Source organism: Xanthomonas citri pv. mangiferaeindicae (genome assembly GCA_002240395.1).
GTDB classification, from domain to species: domain Bacteria; phylum Pseudomonadota; class Gammaproteobacteria; order Xanthomonadales; family Xanthomonadaceae; genus Luteimonas; species Luteimonas citri_A.
This window is the reverse complement of sequence record CP016836.1, coordinates 3,178,731-3,197,513: the sequence shown is the minus strand read 5'-3', so window position 1 is coordinate 3,197,513 and position 18,783 is coordinate 3,178,731. Positions and strand designations below refer to the sequence as shown.

General features: G+C 69.0%; 19 protein-coding genes. 3 read left to right on the top strand and 16 right to left on the bottom strand.

Features of this window, described 5'->3' with window-relative positions:
- Nucleotides 1-20: 20 nt before the first annotated feature.
- From BEN78_13890 to BEN78_13875, 4 genes are all read right to left on the bottom strand, one after another.
- Entirely contained in the window at nt 21-524 is a 504-nt protein-coding gene (locus BEN78_13890; protein ID ASR44296.1) for a CYTH domain protein, read from the bottom strand.
- A gap of 4 nt (nt 525-528) precedes the next feature.
- Nucleotides 529-1,866 (bottom strand): 23S rRNA (uracil(1939)-C(5))-methyltransferase, encoded by a 1,338-nt coding sequence (locus tag BEN78_13885; GenBank protein ID ASR44295.1) that lies wholly within the window; start codon nt 1,864-1,866, stop codon nt 529-531.
- Between the two features lie 521 nt (nt 1,867-2,387).
- Nucleotides 2,388-2,987, bottom strand: coding sequence for a hypothetical protein (locus BEN78_13880; protein ID ASR44294.1), 600 nt, complete (start codon nt 2,985-2,987; stop codon nt 2,388-2,390).
- Nucleotides 2,988-3,022: 35 nt separating this feature from the next.
- The gene (locus BEN78_13875; GenBank protein ASR44293.1) at nt 3,023-5,059 is read right to left on the bottom strand and encodes a hypothetical protein; all 2,037 of its coding nucleotides are present in this window, start codon (nt 5,057-5,059) and stop codon (nt 3,023-3,025) included.
- A 22-nt stretch (nt 5,060-5,081) separates the two neighbouring features.
- On the opposite strand from BEN78_13875, the gene BEN78_13870 reads away from it, so the two are divergent.
- On the top strand, nt 5,082-5,828 hold the full coding sequence (locus BEN78_13870; GenBank protein ASR44292.1) for a hypothetical protein: 747 nt from the start codon (nt 5,082-5,084) through the stop codon (nt 5,826-5,828).
- A 12-nt stretch (nt 5,829-5,840) separates the two neighbouring features.
- Here BEN78_13870 and BEN78_13865 read toward each other — a convergent pair whose 3' ends face one another.
- From BEN78_13865 to BEN78_13820, 10 genes are all read right to left on the bottom strand, one after another.
- Entirely contained in the window at nt 5,841-6,581 is a 741-nt protein-coding gene (locus BEN78_13865; protein ID ASR44291.1) for a DNA repair protein RecO, read from the bottom strand.
- 17 nt (nt 6,582-6,598) lie between these two features.
- Entirely contained in the window at nt 6,599-7,006 is a 408-nt protein-coding gene (locus BEN78_13860; protein ASR45148.1) for a hypothetical protein, read from the bottom strand.
- A gap of 41 nt (nt 7,007-7,047) precedes the next feature.
- Nucleotides 7,048-7,953, bottom strand: a complete 906-nt coding sequence (locus BEN78_13855) for a GTPase Era (GenBank protein ID ASR44290.1) — start codon at nt 7,951-7,953, stop codon at nt 7,048-7,050.
- 54 nt (nt 7,954-8,007) lie between these two features.
- Complete coding sequence (locus tag BEN78_13850) at nt 8,008-8,691, bottom strand: ribonuclease III (protein ID ASR44289.1); 684 nt, start codon at nt 8,689-8,691, stop codon at nt 8,008-8,010.
- Complete coding sequence (locus tag BEN78_13845) at nt 8,675-9,055, bottom strand: DUF4845 domain-containing protein (protein ID ASR44288.1); 381 nt, start codon at nt 9,053-9,055, stop codon at nt 8,675-8,677. The genes BEN78_13850 and BEN78_13845 overlap by 17 nt, the downstream gene beginning before the upstream one ends.
- 29 nt (nt 9,056-9,084) lie before the next feature.
- A complete protein-coding gene (locus BEN78_13840; GenBank protein ID ASR44287.1) occupies nt 9,085-9,879 on the bottom strand; it encodes a signal peptidase I in 795 nt (264 codons plus the stop codon).
- 92 nt (nt 9,880-9,971) lie between these two features.
- Entirely contained in the window at nt 9,972-11,768 is a 1,797-nt protein-coding gene (locus BEN78_13835) for an elongation factor 4 (protein ASR45147.1), read from the bottom strand.
- A 184-nt stretch (nt 11,769-11,952) separates the two neighbouring features.
- The gene (locus BEN78_13830) at nt 11,953-13,482 is read right to left on the bottom strand and encodes a peptidase S1 (protein ID ASR45146.1); all 1,530 of its coding nucleotides are present in this window, start codon (nt 13,480-13,482) and stop codon (nt 11,953-11,955) included.
- Between the two features lie 86 nt (nt 13,483-13,568).
- Nucleotides 13,569-14,528 (bottom strand): hypothetical protein, encoded by a 960-nt coding sequence (locus tag BEN78_13825; GenBank protein ASR44286.1) that lies wholly within the window; start codon nt 14,526-14,528, stop codon nt 13,569-13,571.
- The gene (locus BEN78_13820) at nt 14,525-15,151 is read right to left on the bottom strand and encodes an RNA polymerase sigma factor RpoE (protein ASR44285.1); all 627 of its coding nucleotides are present in this window, start codon (nt 15,149-15,151) and stop codon (nt 14,525-14,527) included. Before BEN78_13820 ends, BEN78_13825 begins: the two co-directional genes overlap by 4 nt.
- Before the next feature lie 222 nt (nt 15,152-15,373).
- Here BEN78_13820 and BEN78_13815 point away from each other — a divergent pair, with 222 nt between their 5' ends.
- On the top strand, nt 15,374-17,443 hold the full coding sequence (locus BEN78_13815; protein ID ASR44284.1) for a 3-hydroxyacyl-CoA dehydrogenase: 2,070 nt from the start codon (nt 15,374-15,376) through the stop codon (nt 17,441-17,443).
- A gap of 30 nt (nt 17,444-17,473) precedes the next feature.
- Here the strand turns inward: BEN78_13815 and BEN78_13810 are convergent, their stop codons facing one another.
- Complete coding sequence (locus tag BEN78_13810) at nt 17,474-18,052, bottom strand: hypothetical protein (protein ASR44283.1); 579 nt, start codon at nt 18,050-18,052, stop codon at nt 17,474-17,476.
- A 74-nt stretch (nt 18,053-18,126) separates the two neighbouring features.
- On the opposite strand from BEN78_13810, the gene BEN78_13805 reads away from it, so the two are divergent.
- Nucleotides 18,127-18,387, top strand: coding sequence for a hypothetical protein (locus BEN78_13805; protein ID ASR44282.1), 261 nt, complete (start codon nt 18,127-18,129; stop codon nt 18,385-18,387).
- Nucleotides 18,388-18,420: 33 nt separating this feature from the next.
- Here BEN78_13805 and BEN78_13800 read toward each other — a convergent pair whose 3' ends face one another.
- Complete coding sequence (locus BEN78_13800) at nt 18,421-18,780, bottom strand: pilus assembly protein PilZ (GenBank protein ID ASR44281.1); 360 nt, start codon at nt 18,778-18,780, stop codon at nt 18,421-18,423.
- Nucleotides 18,781-18,783: the final 3 nt, after the last annotated feature.

The window sequence follows — 18,783 nt, the reverse complement described above, 5'->3', positions numbered from 1 at the left end:
TCCCCGGCCGCGCGCGCGCCTCAACCGCGTTCCGCAGCGTCCCAGCGGGAGAACGGATGCGCGGCGAGTGCCAGGTTGTAGTAACGCTTGTGGTCGGTGACCTCCTCGCCCAGCCAGTCGGGACGCGCGAAGGCCTCGTCGGCGTCGTCCAGCTCGATCTCGGCCACGACCAGCCCGGCGTTGTCGCCGAGGAACTCGTCGATCTCCCACAGGTGATCGCCGTGATGCACCAGATGTCGGCGCTTCTCGACCCGGCCGCCGACGCACAGCGTCAGCAGCGCGTATGCATCGGCGATCGGCAGCGGCAGCTCGAACTCCTGTCGGGTATGGCCGATCGCGCGCGACTTGATGTTCACGAACGCCGCCTCGCCCTCGATGCGCACCCGCACCGAGGCCTTCTGTGCCCCACTGTCGAGCGCGGCCATGTCATTGAGGTAGCCCTGCGCCATCGGCACCACCGCGTGCGCGGCATTTCGCCACGCGTCGGACGTTACCAGGAACTTGCGTTCGATTTCGACCGCCATGGCGCTACGTCCTCTCGAACACCGCGATCGATTCCACATGCGCGGTTTGCGGGAACATGTCCATCACCCCGGCGTCGATGAGCCGCCAGCCGCGCTCGTTGACCAGATAGCCGGCATCGCGCGCCAGCGACGCAGGGTGGCAGCTGACATAGACGATGCGGGCGAACCGTTCCAGCGGCAGTTGGCGCAGCACATCGATCGCGCCCGAACGCGGCGGATCGAGCAGCAGCTTGTCGAAGCCCTGGCGCATCCAGGGCGCACCGCGCTGGTCCTGGGTCAGGTCGGCGGCATGGAACTGCGCGTTGTCCAGGCCGTTGTGCGCGGCATTCTCCCGCGCACGCGCGACCAGCCCGGCTTCGCCTTCGACGCCGACGACCTCACGAACCCGGCGCGCCAACGGCAGCGTGAAATTACCCAGACCGCAGAACAGGTCGAGCACGCGGTCGTCGGGTTGCACGTCGAGCAGGTCGAGCGTGCGCGCAATCATCGTGCCGTTGAGGCCCGCATTGACCTGGATGAAATCCAGCGGCCGGAACTTCAGTTCGACATCCCAGGCCTCGAGCCGGAACGACAACGCCGGCGCCTGCGGCCACAGCGGGCGCACGCTGTCGTTGCCGCCCGGCTGCAGGAAGATCGCCATCCGCTGCTGCTGGCCGAACGCGGTCAACGCTGCAAGATCGCGCTCGCTCAGCGGCTGCAGATGGCGAAACACCAGCGCCACACCATCGAACTCAGGGGTCGGGTCGCCTGCGATGAACTCGATCTGCGGAATGTCGCCGCGGCCATCGAGGCCATCGACCAGCGCGCACAGCAACGGGATCGCCGCGCCGATCGGCGGGATCACCGTGTGGCATTCATGCAGGTCAGCGACGAAGCGCGGATCGCGCTCGCGAAAGCCCACCAGCGTCTTGTCCTTCTTCTCCACGCGCCGCACCGAGAAGCGACCCTTGCGGCGGTAGCCCCAAGCGCGGTCGACCAGCGGTGCCATCCAGCGTTCCGGCGTGACGTGACCGATGCGTTCGAAATTCTCGCGCAGCACGCGCTGCTTGGCCTGGATCTGCTGCTCGGCGTCGAGATGCTGCAATACGCAGCCGCCGCAGACGCCGAAATGCGCGCAGCGCGGCGCGATTCGATGCTCCGACGCGCGCAGCACCTCGAGCGTCACCGCCTCGTCGAAGCTGCGCGAGCGCGCGGTGCGCTGGGCGACGACCTGTTCGCCCGGCAGCGACCCGGCGACGAACACGGCCTTGCCGTCGGGCAGCCGCGCAACGCCGCGGCCATCGTGGGTCAGGTCGAGGATGTCGACCTGGAAAGGAGTCTGATCGAGGCGTTTGCGGGCCACGTGGCGAAGGCTGCGGGCGGAAAGGCCGCGTATTGTCGCAGAAGCCGGCACTCTGTCGGACCGGGCCGGTGCAACCTACGATGCGTGATTGGCTTCGGATGGACAACGGCCTGCCGGCCGGAAGCCGCTTTTCCCTCGGCAAGGCATCCTGCCTTGACTCGGGCGCGCGCCATCCATGGCGCGCTCGACGCGGCCACCGACCGCCAGTCCGCTGCCATGGACGATTGCAATCGGACTTCGGGTAGACGCACTAAGCCGCCTTGTTGAAGTAGTTGCATACATCTCGACCTCGGTGCGTCGTGCTGGTCGGGGATTGCGATAGCGCGCCAGGGATGGCGCGCGTCCGAGTCAGGACAGGGTGAGCATGGAGGGCCTGCGCGGCATGCCGCGCCTCCATGCGAACGCCACGCGAGCTACGCGTGGCCGGACCGCGCAGCGGACCTGCCGAGGGAAAAGCGGCTTCCGGCCGGCAGGCCGCTGCCCATCCGAAGTAAAGCCCATTCCCGTCCTCGACAAAGACCCTACTTCTGCGTCCAGCTCCCGCCCTGCTGGTACCACCAGCCCGGACGCGCGCTCTGGATCCACTGGCGCGCGAAAACGTCACGGATCTGCGATTCCCATTCGGGATGACCGTTGGCGACCGCGATCTCGCGGTACACCGCCTGGCGGTCGCGGTTGTCGTCGGCGACCGCGGTGTTGACCGCGACCCGGTCCTTGATCGGCAACTGCGAGGCATCGCGGACCACGATCAGGCCATTGCTGCCGAAGCCGAGCGCGCCGGAATCGAAATGCGGCCGCAGCGTGCCGTTGAAACGCTGCTCCATGCGCGACTGGATCGCCTGGATCGCCGGCGTGCGGATCGTGACGTCCGGGGTCTGGGCCTGGGCGGTGCCGATGCCCAGCAGCATCCAAGGATCGAAGCGCATGTCGCGCTGGGCCATGCCGCCCCCGGGCGTCGTCGACGGCGCAGGCGGCTGCGCGGCCGGGGTATCGCCGATCACATTCTCGACGAACTCGCGCGCCGCTTCCTTGGCCTCGGCGGCGGGAAAATAGACGTTGATCGTCACGCATGCAGTCAGTGCGAGCGCGGCCACGGCCGGCAGTCCCATCCAACGCGCCATAGGGTGTTCTCCTGTCTCGATACGGGGCGTGGCGCTCAGTCGATGACCGGAGCCACGTCGCCGCCAGCGGCGGCAGCCAGGCGCTCGACCAACGTCGGCCAGTCGACGTCGCGGTTGTAACCGACGACGTCCAGCCGCGGCAGGCCCGCGCCGTCGACGATAGTAAAGGCGTTGCCCGCTGAATGCAGGCCGCCCATTCGACAGACTTGGTTGCGCAGCCGGCAGGAGATGCCGATACCGCGATAGCCGAAGTCGTCGAACAGCGCGATCGCCTTGCCCTGCAGGCTGGTGACGAACGAGGCGTCGCCGACGCTGGAGATGTCCTGCACCGCGCGCTGGCTGATGCGCTGATGCACCCCGGGCGTGCGTTCGGTATGCAGTTCGGCATCGAATGCGGTGGCGCCCCAGTCGACCAGGCGCAGCCCGTCGATCCGTCCGTGCAGCCGTCCTTCGATGCTGCCAAAGCCGAACACGCCGGTCAGCGCCTGCAGGTCCAGCCCCTGCAACGCCAAGTCGCTGGTGACCGTCGGCGCGACGCCGAACGGCCGCTCGATCGACAACGACGAGACGTCGACGCGACCGTCGAAGAGCTGCATCGCCAGCCCGCCGTCGAAGTCGATCCGGTTGTCCGCATAGCGCACCGTCGGGATGAGACCGCTCAGGCTGCCTTCGAACGCCGGCCAGTCCAGCGCCTGCGCCAACCGGCCGATGTCCAGGTTGTCGAGCCGCAGTGCAGTGCGCATCCGCAGACCGTCGCCGTCGCGCTCGGCATGCCCTGGCAATTGCAACGCCAGCGCCTCGAACCCGATCTCGCCGCCGAGGAACGACAACGCGACCGGCTCGCGTAACCGCATACGGCCTCCGGCGCTTTCCAGGCTCCAGGCCGCCGCATCGAACGGCATGCCGTACAGCGCCCCGCCGCGCCAGGCGAAGGTGCTGTGCACGGGTGTGGTCGCCGAATAGCGGAGCGCGCCGTCCATCCGGTCGAAGCGGAACCGCGCCTGCGCGTCGCCGACATCCAGGCCGCGCAGGCGCAGGTCCGCAGTGCGCAACACACCGTCGGCCAGCGCCAGCGACACGTCGAAGCTGCCCTGCAGCGACAGTCCCGACAAACCGGCCGGGCCGAGCCAGCCGGAGAGGTAGCGCGCCGGCAGTGCATGGGCGTCCCGACTCGTCGCATCGAGCGACAGGGCCTGCAGCGCGCCGTCGGCCGACAACGCACCGGCGCCTTCGAGCTGCAACGTATCGCCATCGCGCCAGGTCAGGCGCGGCAAGTCCCAGCCGCCGTCGGCGCTGCCTTGGAGGTCGAGGCCGATCCCGATCGGCGCGGGCGGCAAGGCCAGATACGCCGCGCCGAACAGCCACTCGCCCCCATGCAACGTGCCGTCCAGCCGCAGCGCGGGGCCGGCGTCGGGCAGGCGCAGGTCGAGCCGCAAGTCGGCGGCGACACCTTCGGTCGCGATCGCGCCGTCCGCAGTCTCCAGCGCCAGATCGTGCACGGCCAGGTTGCCAGCGACGCGCAGCGGCTGCGCATCCGGCGCATCGATCCGCAGTGCGCCATCCAGCCGCCCCTTGCGCAGCTGCGCGGCCTCCCAAGCGCTTTGCACCAGTGCCTGCACCCAGGCCGCCGGCACGCGTTTGAGGTCGATGGTCGTGCGCTCGGGCGTAGCCGCCCGGCGCGCCAGGGTCAGGGCGCCGCCCTCGCCCGCCAGGCGGGCATCGAGGTCCTGCGCATCGAGCTCGAGCGCCAGCCGCAGCGCAGTCCCCGAGCGGTCGCGGATGGGCCCCTCGCAGTGCCAACGCCCCCGCCCCTCGTTCACGAGCCGTTTCAGCGGGCATCGCCAATCGACATCGCGCAGCCGCCACCCCAGCGCCCCGGCATCGACGTCCGCGGCGCGCAGCCGGAGCCGGCCGTTGGGCGCATCGGCGGGCCAGTCGAGCGTCAGCCGGACCTGGGTCATCGCGGCGACCGGGGTGTCGACATGCGCGATCCGGGCCTCGACCGTCCGCGCCTGCGCGACCGGCACACAGGCCAGCAACAGCGGTAGGATCGGCAACAGGCGGCGAGGCATCGCCGCAGGATACCTTCATCGCATGGAGCGACCGATGCCCAGATTGCTGCTGGTCGAAGACGACCCCACGAGCCGCAGTTTCCTACTCGCCGCAGCGTCGGCACTGCCCGCCGAGGTGGATGTGGCTGGAACGGTCGCCGATGCCCTGACGCTGGCTGCCGCCGATACCCACGATGCCTGGCTGATCGACGCGAATCTGCCCGACGGCAGCGGCATCGAGCTGCTCGCCCGCCTGCGCGCTCAGGGGCTGGACACGCCGGCCCTGGCGCACACCGCCGAGCGCGAACGCGAATCGCTCGATGCCCTGCGCGCGGCCGGCTTTCTGCTCGCGCTGAGCAAGCCGGTGACGGCCGCCAACTGGCGCGCCGCGATTCGCAGCCTGGTCGCTGCACCGGTCGTCGCCCCGTCCCCGCCGCCGCGCCCGACGCCGGCCGACGACGACATCGAGCCCTGTGCGTCCGGGCGCCCGGTGGTCTGGAACACGCGGGCCGCGCTGGCGGCCGTCGGTGGCAACGTCGGCAACGCCGATGCGCTGCGCGGGCTGTTCCTCGGCGAACTGCCGCAAGCACGCGATGGCATCGTGCTCGCGGCGCGGCGCGGCGATGCCCCCGCCATGCGCAGCCTGCTGCACAAGCTGCGGGCCGGCTGCGGCTTCGTCGGCGCCGACCGCCTGTGCGCAGCCGCCGCCAGCCTGCACGCCGCGCCGGAATCGGAGCCGGCGCTGCATCGGTTTCTCGCCGCCATCGACGCGACGCTGGCGGCAGCGTGAGTGCGCGGGCGGCTACCGGTCGCCCGGCGTGCCCTGCCGCGCGAACTGTGACGCGAGCTCCCAGGATTTGAGGCCCCGCGGGCCCAGGTGATGCGCCAGCACGGCACGCAAGGCGCGCCTCAGACTGGCGAGGTCCTCGCTGTCGGGGGGCGCGCCATCGGCGGCCAGCGCGAGCAAGGCACGCCCGGTTGCGGCCGCACTGCGCGAGGCCACGCCGCCGTCGAGGTGCAGTCGGCGCGGGCCGTATTCGGGGTCGAGCAAGTAACGCGCCGCCGGGTCGATCGCGTGGCCGTCGCCATCGGTGTCGAGCGGCAGGCCCACGCCGAGCGCATCGAGCAAGGCGCGCTCGAACCGGCGCAGGCTCCAGGCCAATTCGCCTGGCAACGCCAGGCGCCCACGCACGCAAGCGTAGGCGTCGTACAACTCGGGCAACGGATCCTGGCGCGGCGCCAGGCGCAGCACCAGCTCGTTGAGATAGAAGCCGGCGAGCATCGCATCGCCGAGCAGCCGCGGCGCGGCGTCGAGCGCCTCGGCGCCGCGCAACTGCGCCAGCTCGCCGCGCAGTTGCGCATCCAGCCGCACATGCTGCAGCGGCTGCAGCGCCGCGCGCAGCACGTGCTTCTTCGGGCCCTGCACGCCCCGCGCCACCAGGCCCAGGCGTCCGTGTTCACGGCTCAGGACCTCGACCAGCAGGCTGGTCTCCCGCCATGGCCGGGCATGCAGGACGAACGCGGGCTCGTTCTCGATACGCACCGACGTCGGGCGTCGCCTTAGCCCGCGCCGATGCGGGCAAAGAACGCCTCACCGGTCAGACTTTCGTCCGGGTCGGCGAGGCTGTACCAGTCGGGCTTGGCGTCGATGAAGATCTCGAGTGCGAAATGTGCCTTCGGGATCGCATCGAACACCCCCGCGGCAACGTAATGGTGGCCATCGCCGGTGGTCCGGAAGAACAGGCTGCTGCCGCAGGTCGCACAGAACGCGCGTTCGGCCCAGTCGGAGGACGCGAACCTGCGCACCAGCGCCTCGCCGGCCTCGATGCGCAGCGCGGTGCCCACCGGCAGCAGCAGCGCCGAGCTGCCGTGGAAACGGCGGCAGGCCCCGCAGTGGCAGGCATGTACTTCGCGGGTCTCGGCCGGCACGCTCAGCACCACCCCGCCGCACAGGCAACGGCCTTGCATTCGCGCCGCCTCATCTTGTTGGTGCATGGCCGCGCCCTCGGTCACTCGCCGTAGCCCAGGGCCTTCAGCGCCGCTTCGTCGTCGGACCAGCCCTGGCGCACGCGCACCCAGGTCTCCAGGAACACCTTGGCGTCGAACAAGCGCTCCATCTGCAGGCGCGCCTTGGTGCTGATGTCCTTGAGCCGCGTACCGCCCTTGCCGATGACGATGGCCTTCTGGCCGTCGCGCTCGACCCAGATCACCGCGCCGATACGCAGCATCGCGCCGTCCACGGTGAAGCTCTCGATCTCCACAGTCGTGGCATATGGCAGTTCGGCGCCGAGCTGGCGCATCAACTGCTCGCGCACAAGCTCACCGGCAAGAAAGCGCTGGCTCTTGTCGGTGATCTCGTCCTCGCCATACAGCGCCGGTTGCTCGGGCAGCAGCGGCAGCACCGTCGACACCAGTTGCTGCAGCCCATTGCGCTTGAGCGCCGACAACGGCACCACGCCGGCGAACTCGCGTCCGTCGACGACCTGCTGCAGATACGGCAGCAACGCGGTCTTGTCCTTCATCCGGTCGATCTGGTTGACCACCAGCACAACCGGCACGCCGGCGCCGCGCAGCGCATCGAACGCCAGCGTGTCTTCTTCGTCCCAGCGTCCGGCCACCACGACCAGCAGTGCGACATCCACGCCTTCCAGCGCACCGCGCGCGGCACGGTTCATGACCCGGTTCATCGCGCGCTTCTGCTCGCGATGGATGCCCGGGGTATCGACCAGCAACAACTGGCCCTCGGGCAGAGTCGCGATGCCCAGCAGACGGTGCCGGGTGGTCTGGGGCCGGTTGGAGACGATGCTGACCTTGGCGCCCACGAGCGCGTTGACCAGGGTGGACTTGCCGACGTTGGGTCGACCGATGACGGCAACGAAGCCGGCGCGATGGGGCGCGGAATGGGGATCTGTCATGCCGGCATTCTACGGAAAAACCCCGCATCGCTCGGCGGCGACGGTCCGTCGCGCTCAGGCGCGGGCTTGAAGCAGCGCGACCACGCCCTCTGCAGCCTGTTGTTCGGCCGCTCGGCGGGAACTGCCCTGCCCCTCGGCGGCGATCGGGGCATCGGCCAGCACACAGCGCACGATGAAGGTCCGTGCGTGTTCCTCGCCGGTCTCGGCCAGCAGTTCGTAGACCGGCAGCGCACGCTGCCGCGCCTGCAGCCATTCCTGCAGCCGGGTCTTGGCATCCTTGGCGATCCGCCCGCTGGCCAGCGCCGTCAATGCGCGCTCGAACAGCGGCAACACCACCGCGCGGCAGGTGTCCAGACCGGCATCGAGGTAGACGGCCGCAATCACCGCCTCGAGCGCGTCGGACAGGATCGAGTCGCGACGATGCCCGCCGGACTTCATCTCGCCGGGGCCCAGCACCAGACGCGCCCCCAGATCGAGATCGCGCGCGACCGCGGCGAGCGAGGACTCGCGCACCAGTTCGGCCCGCGCGCGCGTCAGCGTGCCCTCGTCGGCGCCGGGGCAGCGCGCGAACAGCGCCTCGGCGATCAGCGCACCGAGCACCGCGTCGCCGAGGAACTCCAGCCGCTCGTTATGCGGCGCACCGGCGCTGCGGTGGGTCAGCGCCTGCGCCAGCAACTCCGGATCGCGGAACACATGCCCTGCGAACCGGCCCTGCTGGCGGTCAACCGCGCCCGCCATCGCCTGCGAACGTCTGGGTGGCCTGGAAGCGGCCGACCACGTCGAGATTGCCGATCAACGGCTTGCGGGCTTCGTAGTTCACGTCCATCCGCAGACCTTCGGGCACCCGGGTGATCGTCACGTCCTGGGGCTTGACGGTCTCCGCGTAGCTGATCTGCAGGCGACGGAAAAACAGCTCGCGAATCCGCGCGGTGTCCGCACTGGCGATGCCCGGCTCGGCCGCCAGGCCCTTGAGCGCGGAGCGCACGCTGTAATACTCCGAATACATCGGAAACAGCTTCATGCCCACATAGGCGAAGAAGCCGATGAGCGCCAGCACGACGACGAAGCCCAGCAAGGTGATGCCGCGTTGCGTACGTTTCATGGTGTTCCCCTTAGGTCGCGTCCACCGGCTCAGCGGATGCTGCTGCCGATCCGGCCCCAGTCGACCCAGCCCGGCGCCTGCGAATCGACGTTCATCCAGATCAGGAACGCTTTGCCGCGCAGCTGGGTCTCGGGCAGCGTACCCCAGAAGCGGCCGTCGTCGCTGCGGTCGCGATTGTCGCCCATGACGAAGTAATGGCCCTGCGGGACCTCGTAGCGTCCCTCGCCCATATGGAACGGCGCGGCCTCGTCGATGTGCAGAATCTCGTGGCTGCGGCCGGGCATCGTCTCTTCATAGAGCGAGGCACCGGTCATTTCCGCACCGCGCCCCACGCCCTCGTAGGTGCCCAGCCGCTGATAGCCGAACGGGGTGCCATTGACGAAGACCTGATTGTCGCGGAACTCGACCGTGTCGCCCGGCAGGCCGATCACGCGTTTGATCCAATCCTGGTCGGGGTGCTGCGGCGGGCGGAACACCACTACGTCGCCCCGCGCCGGCTCGCCAATGTCGATGACCTTCTTGTTGGTGATCGGCAACCGGATGCCGTAGCTGAACTTGTTGACCAGGATGAAGTCACCGATCAGCAGCGTCGGCATCATCGAACTCGACGGGATGCGGAACGGTTCGGCGACGAAGCTGCGCAGGATCAGCACCACGAACAGGACCGGGAAGAAGGCCTTGGCGTAGTCGACCGCAACCGGCTCCTTCTCCTCGATCAGCCCGCCGCGACGCGCGCGCCGCTTGGCCAGCACCAGCTTGTCCAGCAACCAGATGACGCCGGTCAGCAGCGTCAGGACGACCAATGCAGTCTCAAACCATTTCATGCGAGCTCCTCGGGAGCGGTGATGCCTGATGGGCGATCGATGATCGGGAACAACGCGCGTCGCCGTGACGTACGCCGGTCAACGACCTGCGATCACGAATCACGGCTGTTGCTGAGCACCGCCAGGAATGCTTCCTGCGGAATCTCGACGCGGCCGACCTGCTTCATGCGCTTCTTGCCTTCCTTCTGCTTCTCGAGCAGCTTCTTCTTGCGCGAGATATCGCCGCCGTAGCACTTGGCCAGCACGTTCTTGCGCATCGCCTTGACCGTGGTGCGGGCGATGATCTGCGAGCCCACCGCGGCCTGGATCGCGACATCGAACATCTGCCGCGGAATGAGGTCCTTCATCTTCTCGGTCAGCTCGCGGCCGCGGCGGTCGGCATGCTGGCGATGGACGATCAGCGACAGCGCATCGACCTTGTCGCCGTTGATCAGCGTGTCCACGCGCACGAATGGCCCGGCCTGGAATCGCAGGAAGTGGTAGTCGAGCGAGGCGTAGCCGCGGCTGACCGACTTGAGCTTGTCGAAGAAGTCGAGCACGACCTCGGCCATCGGCAGCTCGTAGCTGATCTGCACCTGGCTGCCCAGGTAGCTGATGCCGATCTGCGTGCCGCGCTTCTCCTCGCACAGCGTGATGACGTTGCCGACGTAGTCGGGCGGGGTCAGCACGTTGGCGCGGATGATCGGCTCGCGGATCTCCTCGATCTGGTTGACCGGCGGCAGCTTGGCCGGGTTGTCGAGGCTGACGATCTCGCCGTCGGTGCGCAGCACCTCGTAGATCACCGTGGGCGCGGTACTGATCAGGTCGAGGTCGTACTCGCGTTCCAGCCGCTCCTGCACGATCTCCATGTGCAGCATGCCCAGGAACCCGCAGCGGAACCCGAAACCCATCGCCTCCGAGCTCTCGGGCTCGAAGCGCAGCGCGGCGTCGTTGAGGCGCAGCTTCTCAAGTGCCTCGCGCAGCGCCGGATAGTCCTCGGCGTCGATCGGGAACAGGCCGGCGAACACGCGCGGCTGCATTTCCTGGAAACCGGGCAGCGGGCTGGGCGCCGGATCGCCGGCCAGGGTCAGGGTGTCGCCGACCGGCGCGCCGTGCACGTCCTTGATCGAGGCGGTGATCCAGCCGACCTCGCCGGCCCGCAGCTGCGGCAACGGCTTGCGCTTGGGCGTGAACACACCGACGTTGTCGACCTGGTGACTGCGCCCGGTCGACATCACCAGCAGCTTGGCGCCGGGCTTGATCTCGCCCTGCATCACGCGCACCAGCGAGACCACGCCCAGGTAGTTGTCGAACCACGAGTCGATGATCAACGCCTGCAGCTTGTCGGTGTCGCGCGGCTTGGGCGGCGGGATCCGGTGCACGATCGCCTCGAGCACCTCCTCGACATTCAGGCCGGTCTTGGCGCTGACCGCGACCGCGTCCTCGGCATCGATGCCGATGACCGCCTCGATCTCGTTCTTCGCCCGCTCGATGTCGGCCGTAGGCAGGTCGATCTTGTTGAGCACCGGCACCACCTCGAGCCCCTGCTCGACCGCGGTGTAGCAGTTGGCGACCGACTGCGCCTCCACGCCCTGGGCCGCATCGACCACCAGCAAGGCGCCTTCGCAGGCGGCCAGCGAGCGGCTGACCTCGTAGCTGAAGTCGACGTGGCCGGGGGTGTCGATGAAGTTCAGATGGTAAGTCTGGCCATCGCGCGCGGTGTACGGCAGCGAGACCGACTGCGCCTTGATCGTAATGCCGCGCTCGCGCTCGATCGGGTTCGAGTCGAGCACCTGCGCCTCCATCTCGCGCGCCTGGAGGCCGCCGCAGAGCTGGATGATGCGGTCGGCCAGGGTCGACTTGCCGTGGTCGACGTGGGCGATGATGGAGAAGTTGCGGATATTCCGCATGGGATCGTGGGTCATGTGCGGCGGCCGGGCCGTCGTCGGGATAACGGGCGATTATCGCATGGCGGCCGCCGCCGCGCCGCGGTCGCCGTGCGACCTGCCGGCGCGATGCCCGGGTGCCCGGATATGCGAAGGCCCGCGGCTGTGGCCGCGGGCCTTGCATGAACACACAGTGCTGGGCACGTGGTCAGGGCGCGTCGGGCACCGAGACTGCGCGGTACTGGGTGGCGCCGCCACGGCCGCGCACCAGCAACATCACCGTATCGCCCGGCTTGACGTCGCGCAGTGCGCGGTCCAGCGCGTCCGCACTGGCCACTGGCGTCCGGCCCACGCGCAGGATCACATCGCCCGCGGCGATGCCCGCAGTCGCCGCGGCGCCGCGGCCGACCCCGGTCACCAGCACGCCCTCGTCGTTCGACAGCCCGTACTGCCGACGCTGCGCAGCGTCGAGGTCACGGCCGGCCAGGCCGAGCGGGTTGCCCTGGGTCGATGGCGTGGTCCCACGGTCGGGCGTGGTGCGTGGCGACCCGGCGGAGGCCTGGCCGTCGAGCTGCATCAGGGTCACGTCGAAGTTGCGGCTGCGACCGTCACGGAAGACTTCGAGCTTCACCCGAGTGCCCGGCGCCTTGCTGCCGACCAGCGGCGGCAGGTCGCTGAAGGTGTTGATCGGCGTGCCATCGACGGCGCGGATCACATCGCCCGGTTCCAGTCCGGCCTTCTCGGCCGGACTGCCCGGCGCCACCACGGTCACCAATGCACCGCGCGCATCGGGCAGTTTGAAGCCGGCGACCTCGTCGGCGCCGACCAGCCCGATCTGCACGCCGAGTTGCCCGCGCTGCACGCTGCCGGTGCGCTTGATCTGGTCGGCGACATTGGACGCGACATCGATCGGGATCGCGAAGCTCACGCCCATGTAGCCGCCGGAGTTGCTGAAGATCTGCGAGTTGATCCCGATCACCTCACCGGCGACGTTGAGCAGCGGGCCACCCGAATTGCCGCGGTTGATCGGCACATCGGTCTGAATGAAGGGCACGTACTGCTGGTTGGCGTAGGGATTGGAGCGCTGCACCGCGCTGACGATGCCGGCCGTCACCGACTGCTCGAAGCCGAACGGCGAGCCGATCGCGACCGCCCACTGCCCGGGCTTGACCGCAGCCGCATTGCCCATGCGCAGCATCGGCAGGCCACTGGCATTGATCTTGAGCACGGCGACATCGGATTCGGGATCGCTGCCGACGACCTCGGCCTGGAACTCGCGCCGGTCCGACAGCCGCACCTTGACCTCGTCGGCACCCTCGATGACGTGATGGTTGGTCAGCAGATAGCCATCGGACGAGATCAGAAAGCCCGTGCCCATCGAGGCGCGCGGCATGCTCTGCCCGGGGCCGCCGGGTCCGCCCGGGAACTCGAAGCCGGGCCCGAAGAAGCGCCGGAAGATCTCCGGGATCTGTGCATCGTCGGGCACTTGCTGGCCACGCGTCTGGCGCGTGCCGGCGGTCGATTCGATGCTGACCACGGCTGGACCCACTCGCTCGACCAGCCGGGTGAAGTCCGGCAGGCCGCTGACCAGCGGCGCCTGGGGCGTAGCGGAGACGGTATTGGCGGTATCGGCGGCCGAGGGCGCGTTCGACTGCGCGGTCGCATTGGGCAGCACGAGCGCCGTGGTCGCCGCCGACAGCACCGCAACCAGGGACACGGCCAACAGGGATTTCTTCATCGAAGTCATGGGGAATCCGAAAGTTCGAGACAGGGAGAGTCGGTCACCGCAGGGCGGCGACACGCCGGGACGGCTGGACCCGGCGCTCAGGGCTGCGCGGTGGACGCTTGGTCGGACGCCTGGCGTGTGTCGCCCGATTCGACCGGGAAGCTCGGCAACACGTCACTGGTCGGCGCGTCGCTGCGGGCCCAGGACGGCGCGTCGAAGCCGCCGCCGTAGCGGACCGAGAATCGGGCATCGGACGCCAGATCGCTCGCCTTGGGCCAGGGCCGCGCGATCGACGGCGCGGCCGGCAACCCAGCGTCGGACGCAGCGGCCGCGAAGGCGGCCTCGACCCCCGACGCGGCGACCGGCGCTGGCACCAGCGCATCCGCCGCGCCCTGCAACGGCGTCGCCGCGGCGGCCATCTGGACCGCCGCCGCGTCGCGCGTCGGGGGCGTCACCGGCGATGCGACCGCGCGATCGCCGCGACTGCGCCTGGGGACTTCGGCGATCGCGATCGCCGCCGCACCCGCGGCTGCGGCCGCCTGCACCGGCGCCGCCGGCTCATGCGCGAAGGCCGATGCATCGGCTGCGGCATCGGTGGCCAGCGGTTCGCTGGTCGCGGCGATGCGTGCGGGCGGCAGCGCGATCGTCTCTTCTTTGCCCGGCGCGCCGCCGGGGCGGCCGACGAACAAGGCAACCAGCGCAACCGAGGCGGCCAGTGCCGCGCCACCCCCACCCCAGCCCAGCAAGCGCGAACGGCGATTGACCGTGGCCGGCGCGACGGCGACGCCGTCGTTGGCGATGCCGCGGGCAACGCGATCAGCGAAATCGGGCGGCAGCAGCGAGACGTGGCGGCCACGCAGCACGTCGCCGCAGACCTGCCAGCGCTCGAAGCACGCCGACAGTTCGGCGTCGTGCTGCAGCCGGCGACGCAGGAAGCGCGCCTGGTCCTGCGGCAGCGCATCGTCGAGCATCGCCGACAGCTGCTGACGGTGGTACAGCTCGAGCTTGTCCGGATCGGGACCGAGCTGCAGGGCATCGATGTCGTCGGAAGGGCTCATCGGGTCACGCGCTCCACTTGTCTCTCGTTGTCCATCAAGGGCCTGAGTTCGCGATCGATCGCATCGCGCGCCCGAAAGATCCGCGAACGCACCGTGCCGATCGGGCAGCCCATGCGCTCGGCGATCTCCTCGTAGCTCAGACCATCGACCTCACGCAGATTGATCGCCACACGCAGCTCCTCAGGCAAGGCTTCGACCGCGCGCACCACCGTTTGTTCCAGTTGCTGACGCATCAGTTCACGTTCCGGCGTATCGCCGTCGCGCAAACGGATCGCCGATTCGAAATGCTCGGCGTCGTCGACGTCTACATCGTCGGTCGGCGGCCGCCGGTTGTGCGCGACCAGATGGTTCTTGGCGGTGTTGACGGCGATGCGGTGCAGCCAGGTGTAGAACTGCGCGTCGCCGCGGAAGCTGGCGATCGCGCGGTAGGCGCGGATGAAGGTCTCCTGGGCGACGTCCTGGCATTCGCTCCAGTCGGCCACGTAACGCCCGATCAGCGCAGCGATACGATGCTGGTACTTGCGCACCAGCAGGTCGAACGCCGCGGTATCGCCGCGCTGTACCCGCTTGACCAGTTCCTCGTCCAGATTTCCGTACTCCGGGCTGTCGCGTTGTTCGGCCATCGGCCGGACCTCCTTCAGGGCCCGGCCTGGCACGGGCAATGAGACAGGCGGTCGCGCGAAAAGTTCCGTCACGACGGGTATGGCATCGTCGCCGCACCAAACAATGCATGTCCTGGGGCCGCGACCGACGTTCCGCAAGCCGGCCACCGCGCGCGATTTGACGGCACGGAAGCGACCTCGGGATCATAGGACCAACCTCCGTACTCTAAAGAATGGTGCCGTATGCTTGCAGGCCTTGACGGGCTTCGCTTCAGCCACTGGCAAGCGCAGTCGCGCGACGACGGTGTCCTGGTGCTCGCGTTCGACCGCGCAGGTGAGTCGGTCAACACCTTCGCCCAGGATGTGCTCATCGAGCTGGACACTCTGCTCGAACGTCTGGCGCTCGACCCGCCCAAGGCGCTGGTGATCCGCTCGGCCAAGGCCAAGGGCTTCATCGCCGGTGCCGACATCCGGGAGTTCCAGGCCTTCGATGCCAAGGGCACGATCGGCGACTCGATCCGTCGCGGCCAGTCCACCTTCCAGCGCCTGGCCGAGCTGCCCTGCCCGACCGTTGCCGCGATCCACGGCTTCTGCATGGGCGGCGGCACCGAGATCGCACTGGCCTGCGACTACCGCGTCGCCAGCAATGATCCTTCGACCAAGATCGGGCTGCCCGAGGTCAAGCTGGGCATCTATCCGGGCTGGGGCGGCAGCGTGCGCCTGCCGCGGTTGATCGGTGCACCGGCCGCGTTCGACATGATGCTCACCGGGCGCGCCTTGCCGGCCAAGGCCGCGCGCGCGATCGGCCTGGTCGACAAGGTCGTCGAGCCGGCACTGCTGGTGGATGCGGCCGCCGCGCTCGCGCTCAAGGGCACGACACGCCCGTTCAAGCAACGCGCACTGGCCCGGTTGACCAACCTGTGGCCGGTGCGCCAGGCGCTGGCCCCGGTGCTGCTCAAGCAGGTCGCACGCAAGGCGAAGAAGGCGCATTACCCGGCGCCGTATGCGCTGATCGAGACCTGGAAGCGCGCGTCCGGCGACACCCGTGCCCTGCTCTCGGCCGAGCGCCGCTCGGTGGTCAAGCTCGCCGGCACCTCGACGGCGCGCAACCTCACGCGCGTGTTCTTCCTGATGGAGCGTCTCAAGGGCCTGGGCGGCAAGGCCGGCGCGCAGCAGGCGCCGATCCGGCGCGTGCATGTGGTCGGTGCCGGCGTGATGGGCGGCGACATCGCCGCGTGGTCGGCCTACAAGGGACTGGAGGTCACGCTGCAGGACCGCGAGCAGGGATTCATCGACAAGGCGCAGGCGCGCGCGGCGAAGCTGTTCGAGAAGAAGGTCCGCGACGAAGCCAAGCGTCCCGAAGTCGCCGCCCGGCTGCGCTCGGATCTGGCTGGCGACGGCATCGCCGAGGCCGACCTGGTCATCGAGGCGATCGTCGAGAACGCCGAGGCCAAGCGCGCCTTGTACGCGACGGTCGAACCCAAGCTCGGCCCCGATGCGCTCCTGACCACCAACACCTCGTCAATCCCGCTCGACGAGCTGCGCGCCCACGTGCAACGCCCGGCGCAGTTCGCCGGCCTGCACTACTTCAACCCGGTGGCATCCATGCCGCTTGTGGAGATCGTCCACCACGATGGTGTCGCCGAGGCGACGATCCAGCGGCTGGCGGCGTTCTGCAAGGCGATCGACAAGTTGCCGGTGCCGGTCGCAGGCACGCCAGGCTTTCTGGTCAACCGGCTGCTATTTCCCTACATGCTCGAGGCCGCGACCGCGTACGCCGAAGGGATCCCGGGGGCGGCAATCGACCGCGCGGCGGTGGCGTTCGGTATGCCGATGGGGCCGATCGAGCTCATCGACACGGTCGGCCTGGACATCGCCTCGGGCGTGGGACAGGAACTGGCGCCGTTCCTCGGCCTGCAGATTCCCGCTTCGCTGGCGACGCCGCCCGAGGCCGGCAAGCGCGGCAAGAAGGACGGCCAGGGCCTGTACACGTGGGAGGACGGCAAGCCGAAGAAGCCGGACCTGCCGAAGGACTATCGCGCGCCCGAAGATCTGCAGGACCGGTTGGTGCTGCCGCTGCTCAACGAGGCGGTCGCCGCGCTGCACGACGGTGTCGTCGCCGATGCCGACCTGCTCGATGCCGGCGTGATCTTCGGCACCGGGTTCGCCCCGTTCCGTGGTGGCCCGATCCAGTACATCCGCGAGACCGGGGTCGATGCAGTGCTCGAACGCTTGCGGACGCTGCAGGCGCGCCACGGCGACCGCTTCGCGCCGCGCCCGGGTTGGGACGCCGCAGCGCTGCGCGAAGGCTGATGCCCATGGCCGGGCGCGATGCCCGGCCCGCTACTCGCCGTCGGCGGTCTTCGCGATCACGGCGGCACGCTCGGCGATCGTCTGCACGATCGTCTCGCGCTCGGACGGCGTGAGGTCGAGCATCTCGAAGGTGTCGCCGAAGAACAGCCCGTCGAAGGCCAGCGTCAGCAGCATGGCCTCCGGAAAATGCGGCCCCAGCTGTCGCAGGTAGGCAACCTGCTCGCTGGCGAAGCGTCGCGGGCCTTCCATCAACTCGGGCGTGTTGACCGCCGCCGCGATGAACGAGCGCATGGCGTGGGGTTCGTGGAAGCCATCCTTGCGTTCGGCGCGATGCGCCTGCACCACCGCCTGCAGATAGCCGCCGGGCGTGGCCGGAAAATCCGCCATCGCGACCCGCAAGGTCTGCCGGTGTTCGTCGAGATGATGCTCGACCATCGCGCGCAGCAACGCATCCTTGCTGGCGAAGTGATACAGCAGCCCGCCCTTGCTGACCCCCGCTTCGGCCGCGACCGCATCGAGTGTGAGATGGGCCGCACCCACCTGCTGGGACACGGCCAAGGCCGCATCGAGAATGCGTTCGCGAGCGTCGCTGCGGGGTTTTCGGGTCATGGCTGCCGGGCTTGACGACGAGCCCATAAGTCTAGACGATACCGTCCAGCCGGTACAGTCAAGGATTCAACGTGATGACCTCCCTTCATCCGCGACCCGCGCTTGTCGACAACGCGAACGTCGCGGCCGCAGATGCCTACGCGGCCCTGTCCTGGGTCGAGCAATTCGTCGAACTCGCCCGCCTGGCGATCGACGAGGACGACGACGAAGCGTTGCGCCGCCGCTACGAGGACGAACTGCTGCGCCGCGCGGTCTATCTGCGTGCCGCCGGCCTGTTCGATGTCATGCAGATCCGCGACCCCGCGTTGCGCGCGATGGTCGCCGACGCGCGCTGAAGGCGGCCACGCCGCACGCCCAGCGCCGTCGCACTACATCGTGTGGGTCGGCTTCTCCGATGTCAGCACGCCGGCCAGCAAGGTCTCGATCCGCCCTTTGAGCGCTTCGCCCTCGGGGGTGTCCGCGAACTGGACGCCGACTCCCGCCGCCCGGTTGCCCTGGGCGCCGGCCGGCGTGACCCACACCACCTTGCCTGCAGTGGGCAGGCGTTCGCTCGATTCGGGCAGCGTCAGCAGCAAGAACACCTCATCGCCGATGAAGTAGCGCTTGGTCGTGGGCACGAACACCCCGCCCTGCTTGAGATAGGACATGTAGGCGTTGTACAGCGCCGCCTTGTCCTTGATGGTCAGCGACAGGATGCCCTGGCGCGCGGCGGCTCCGGTGGCGCTCATCGA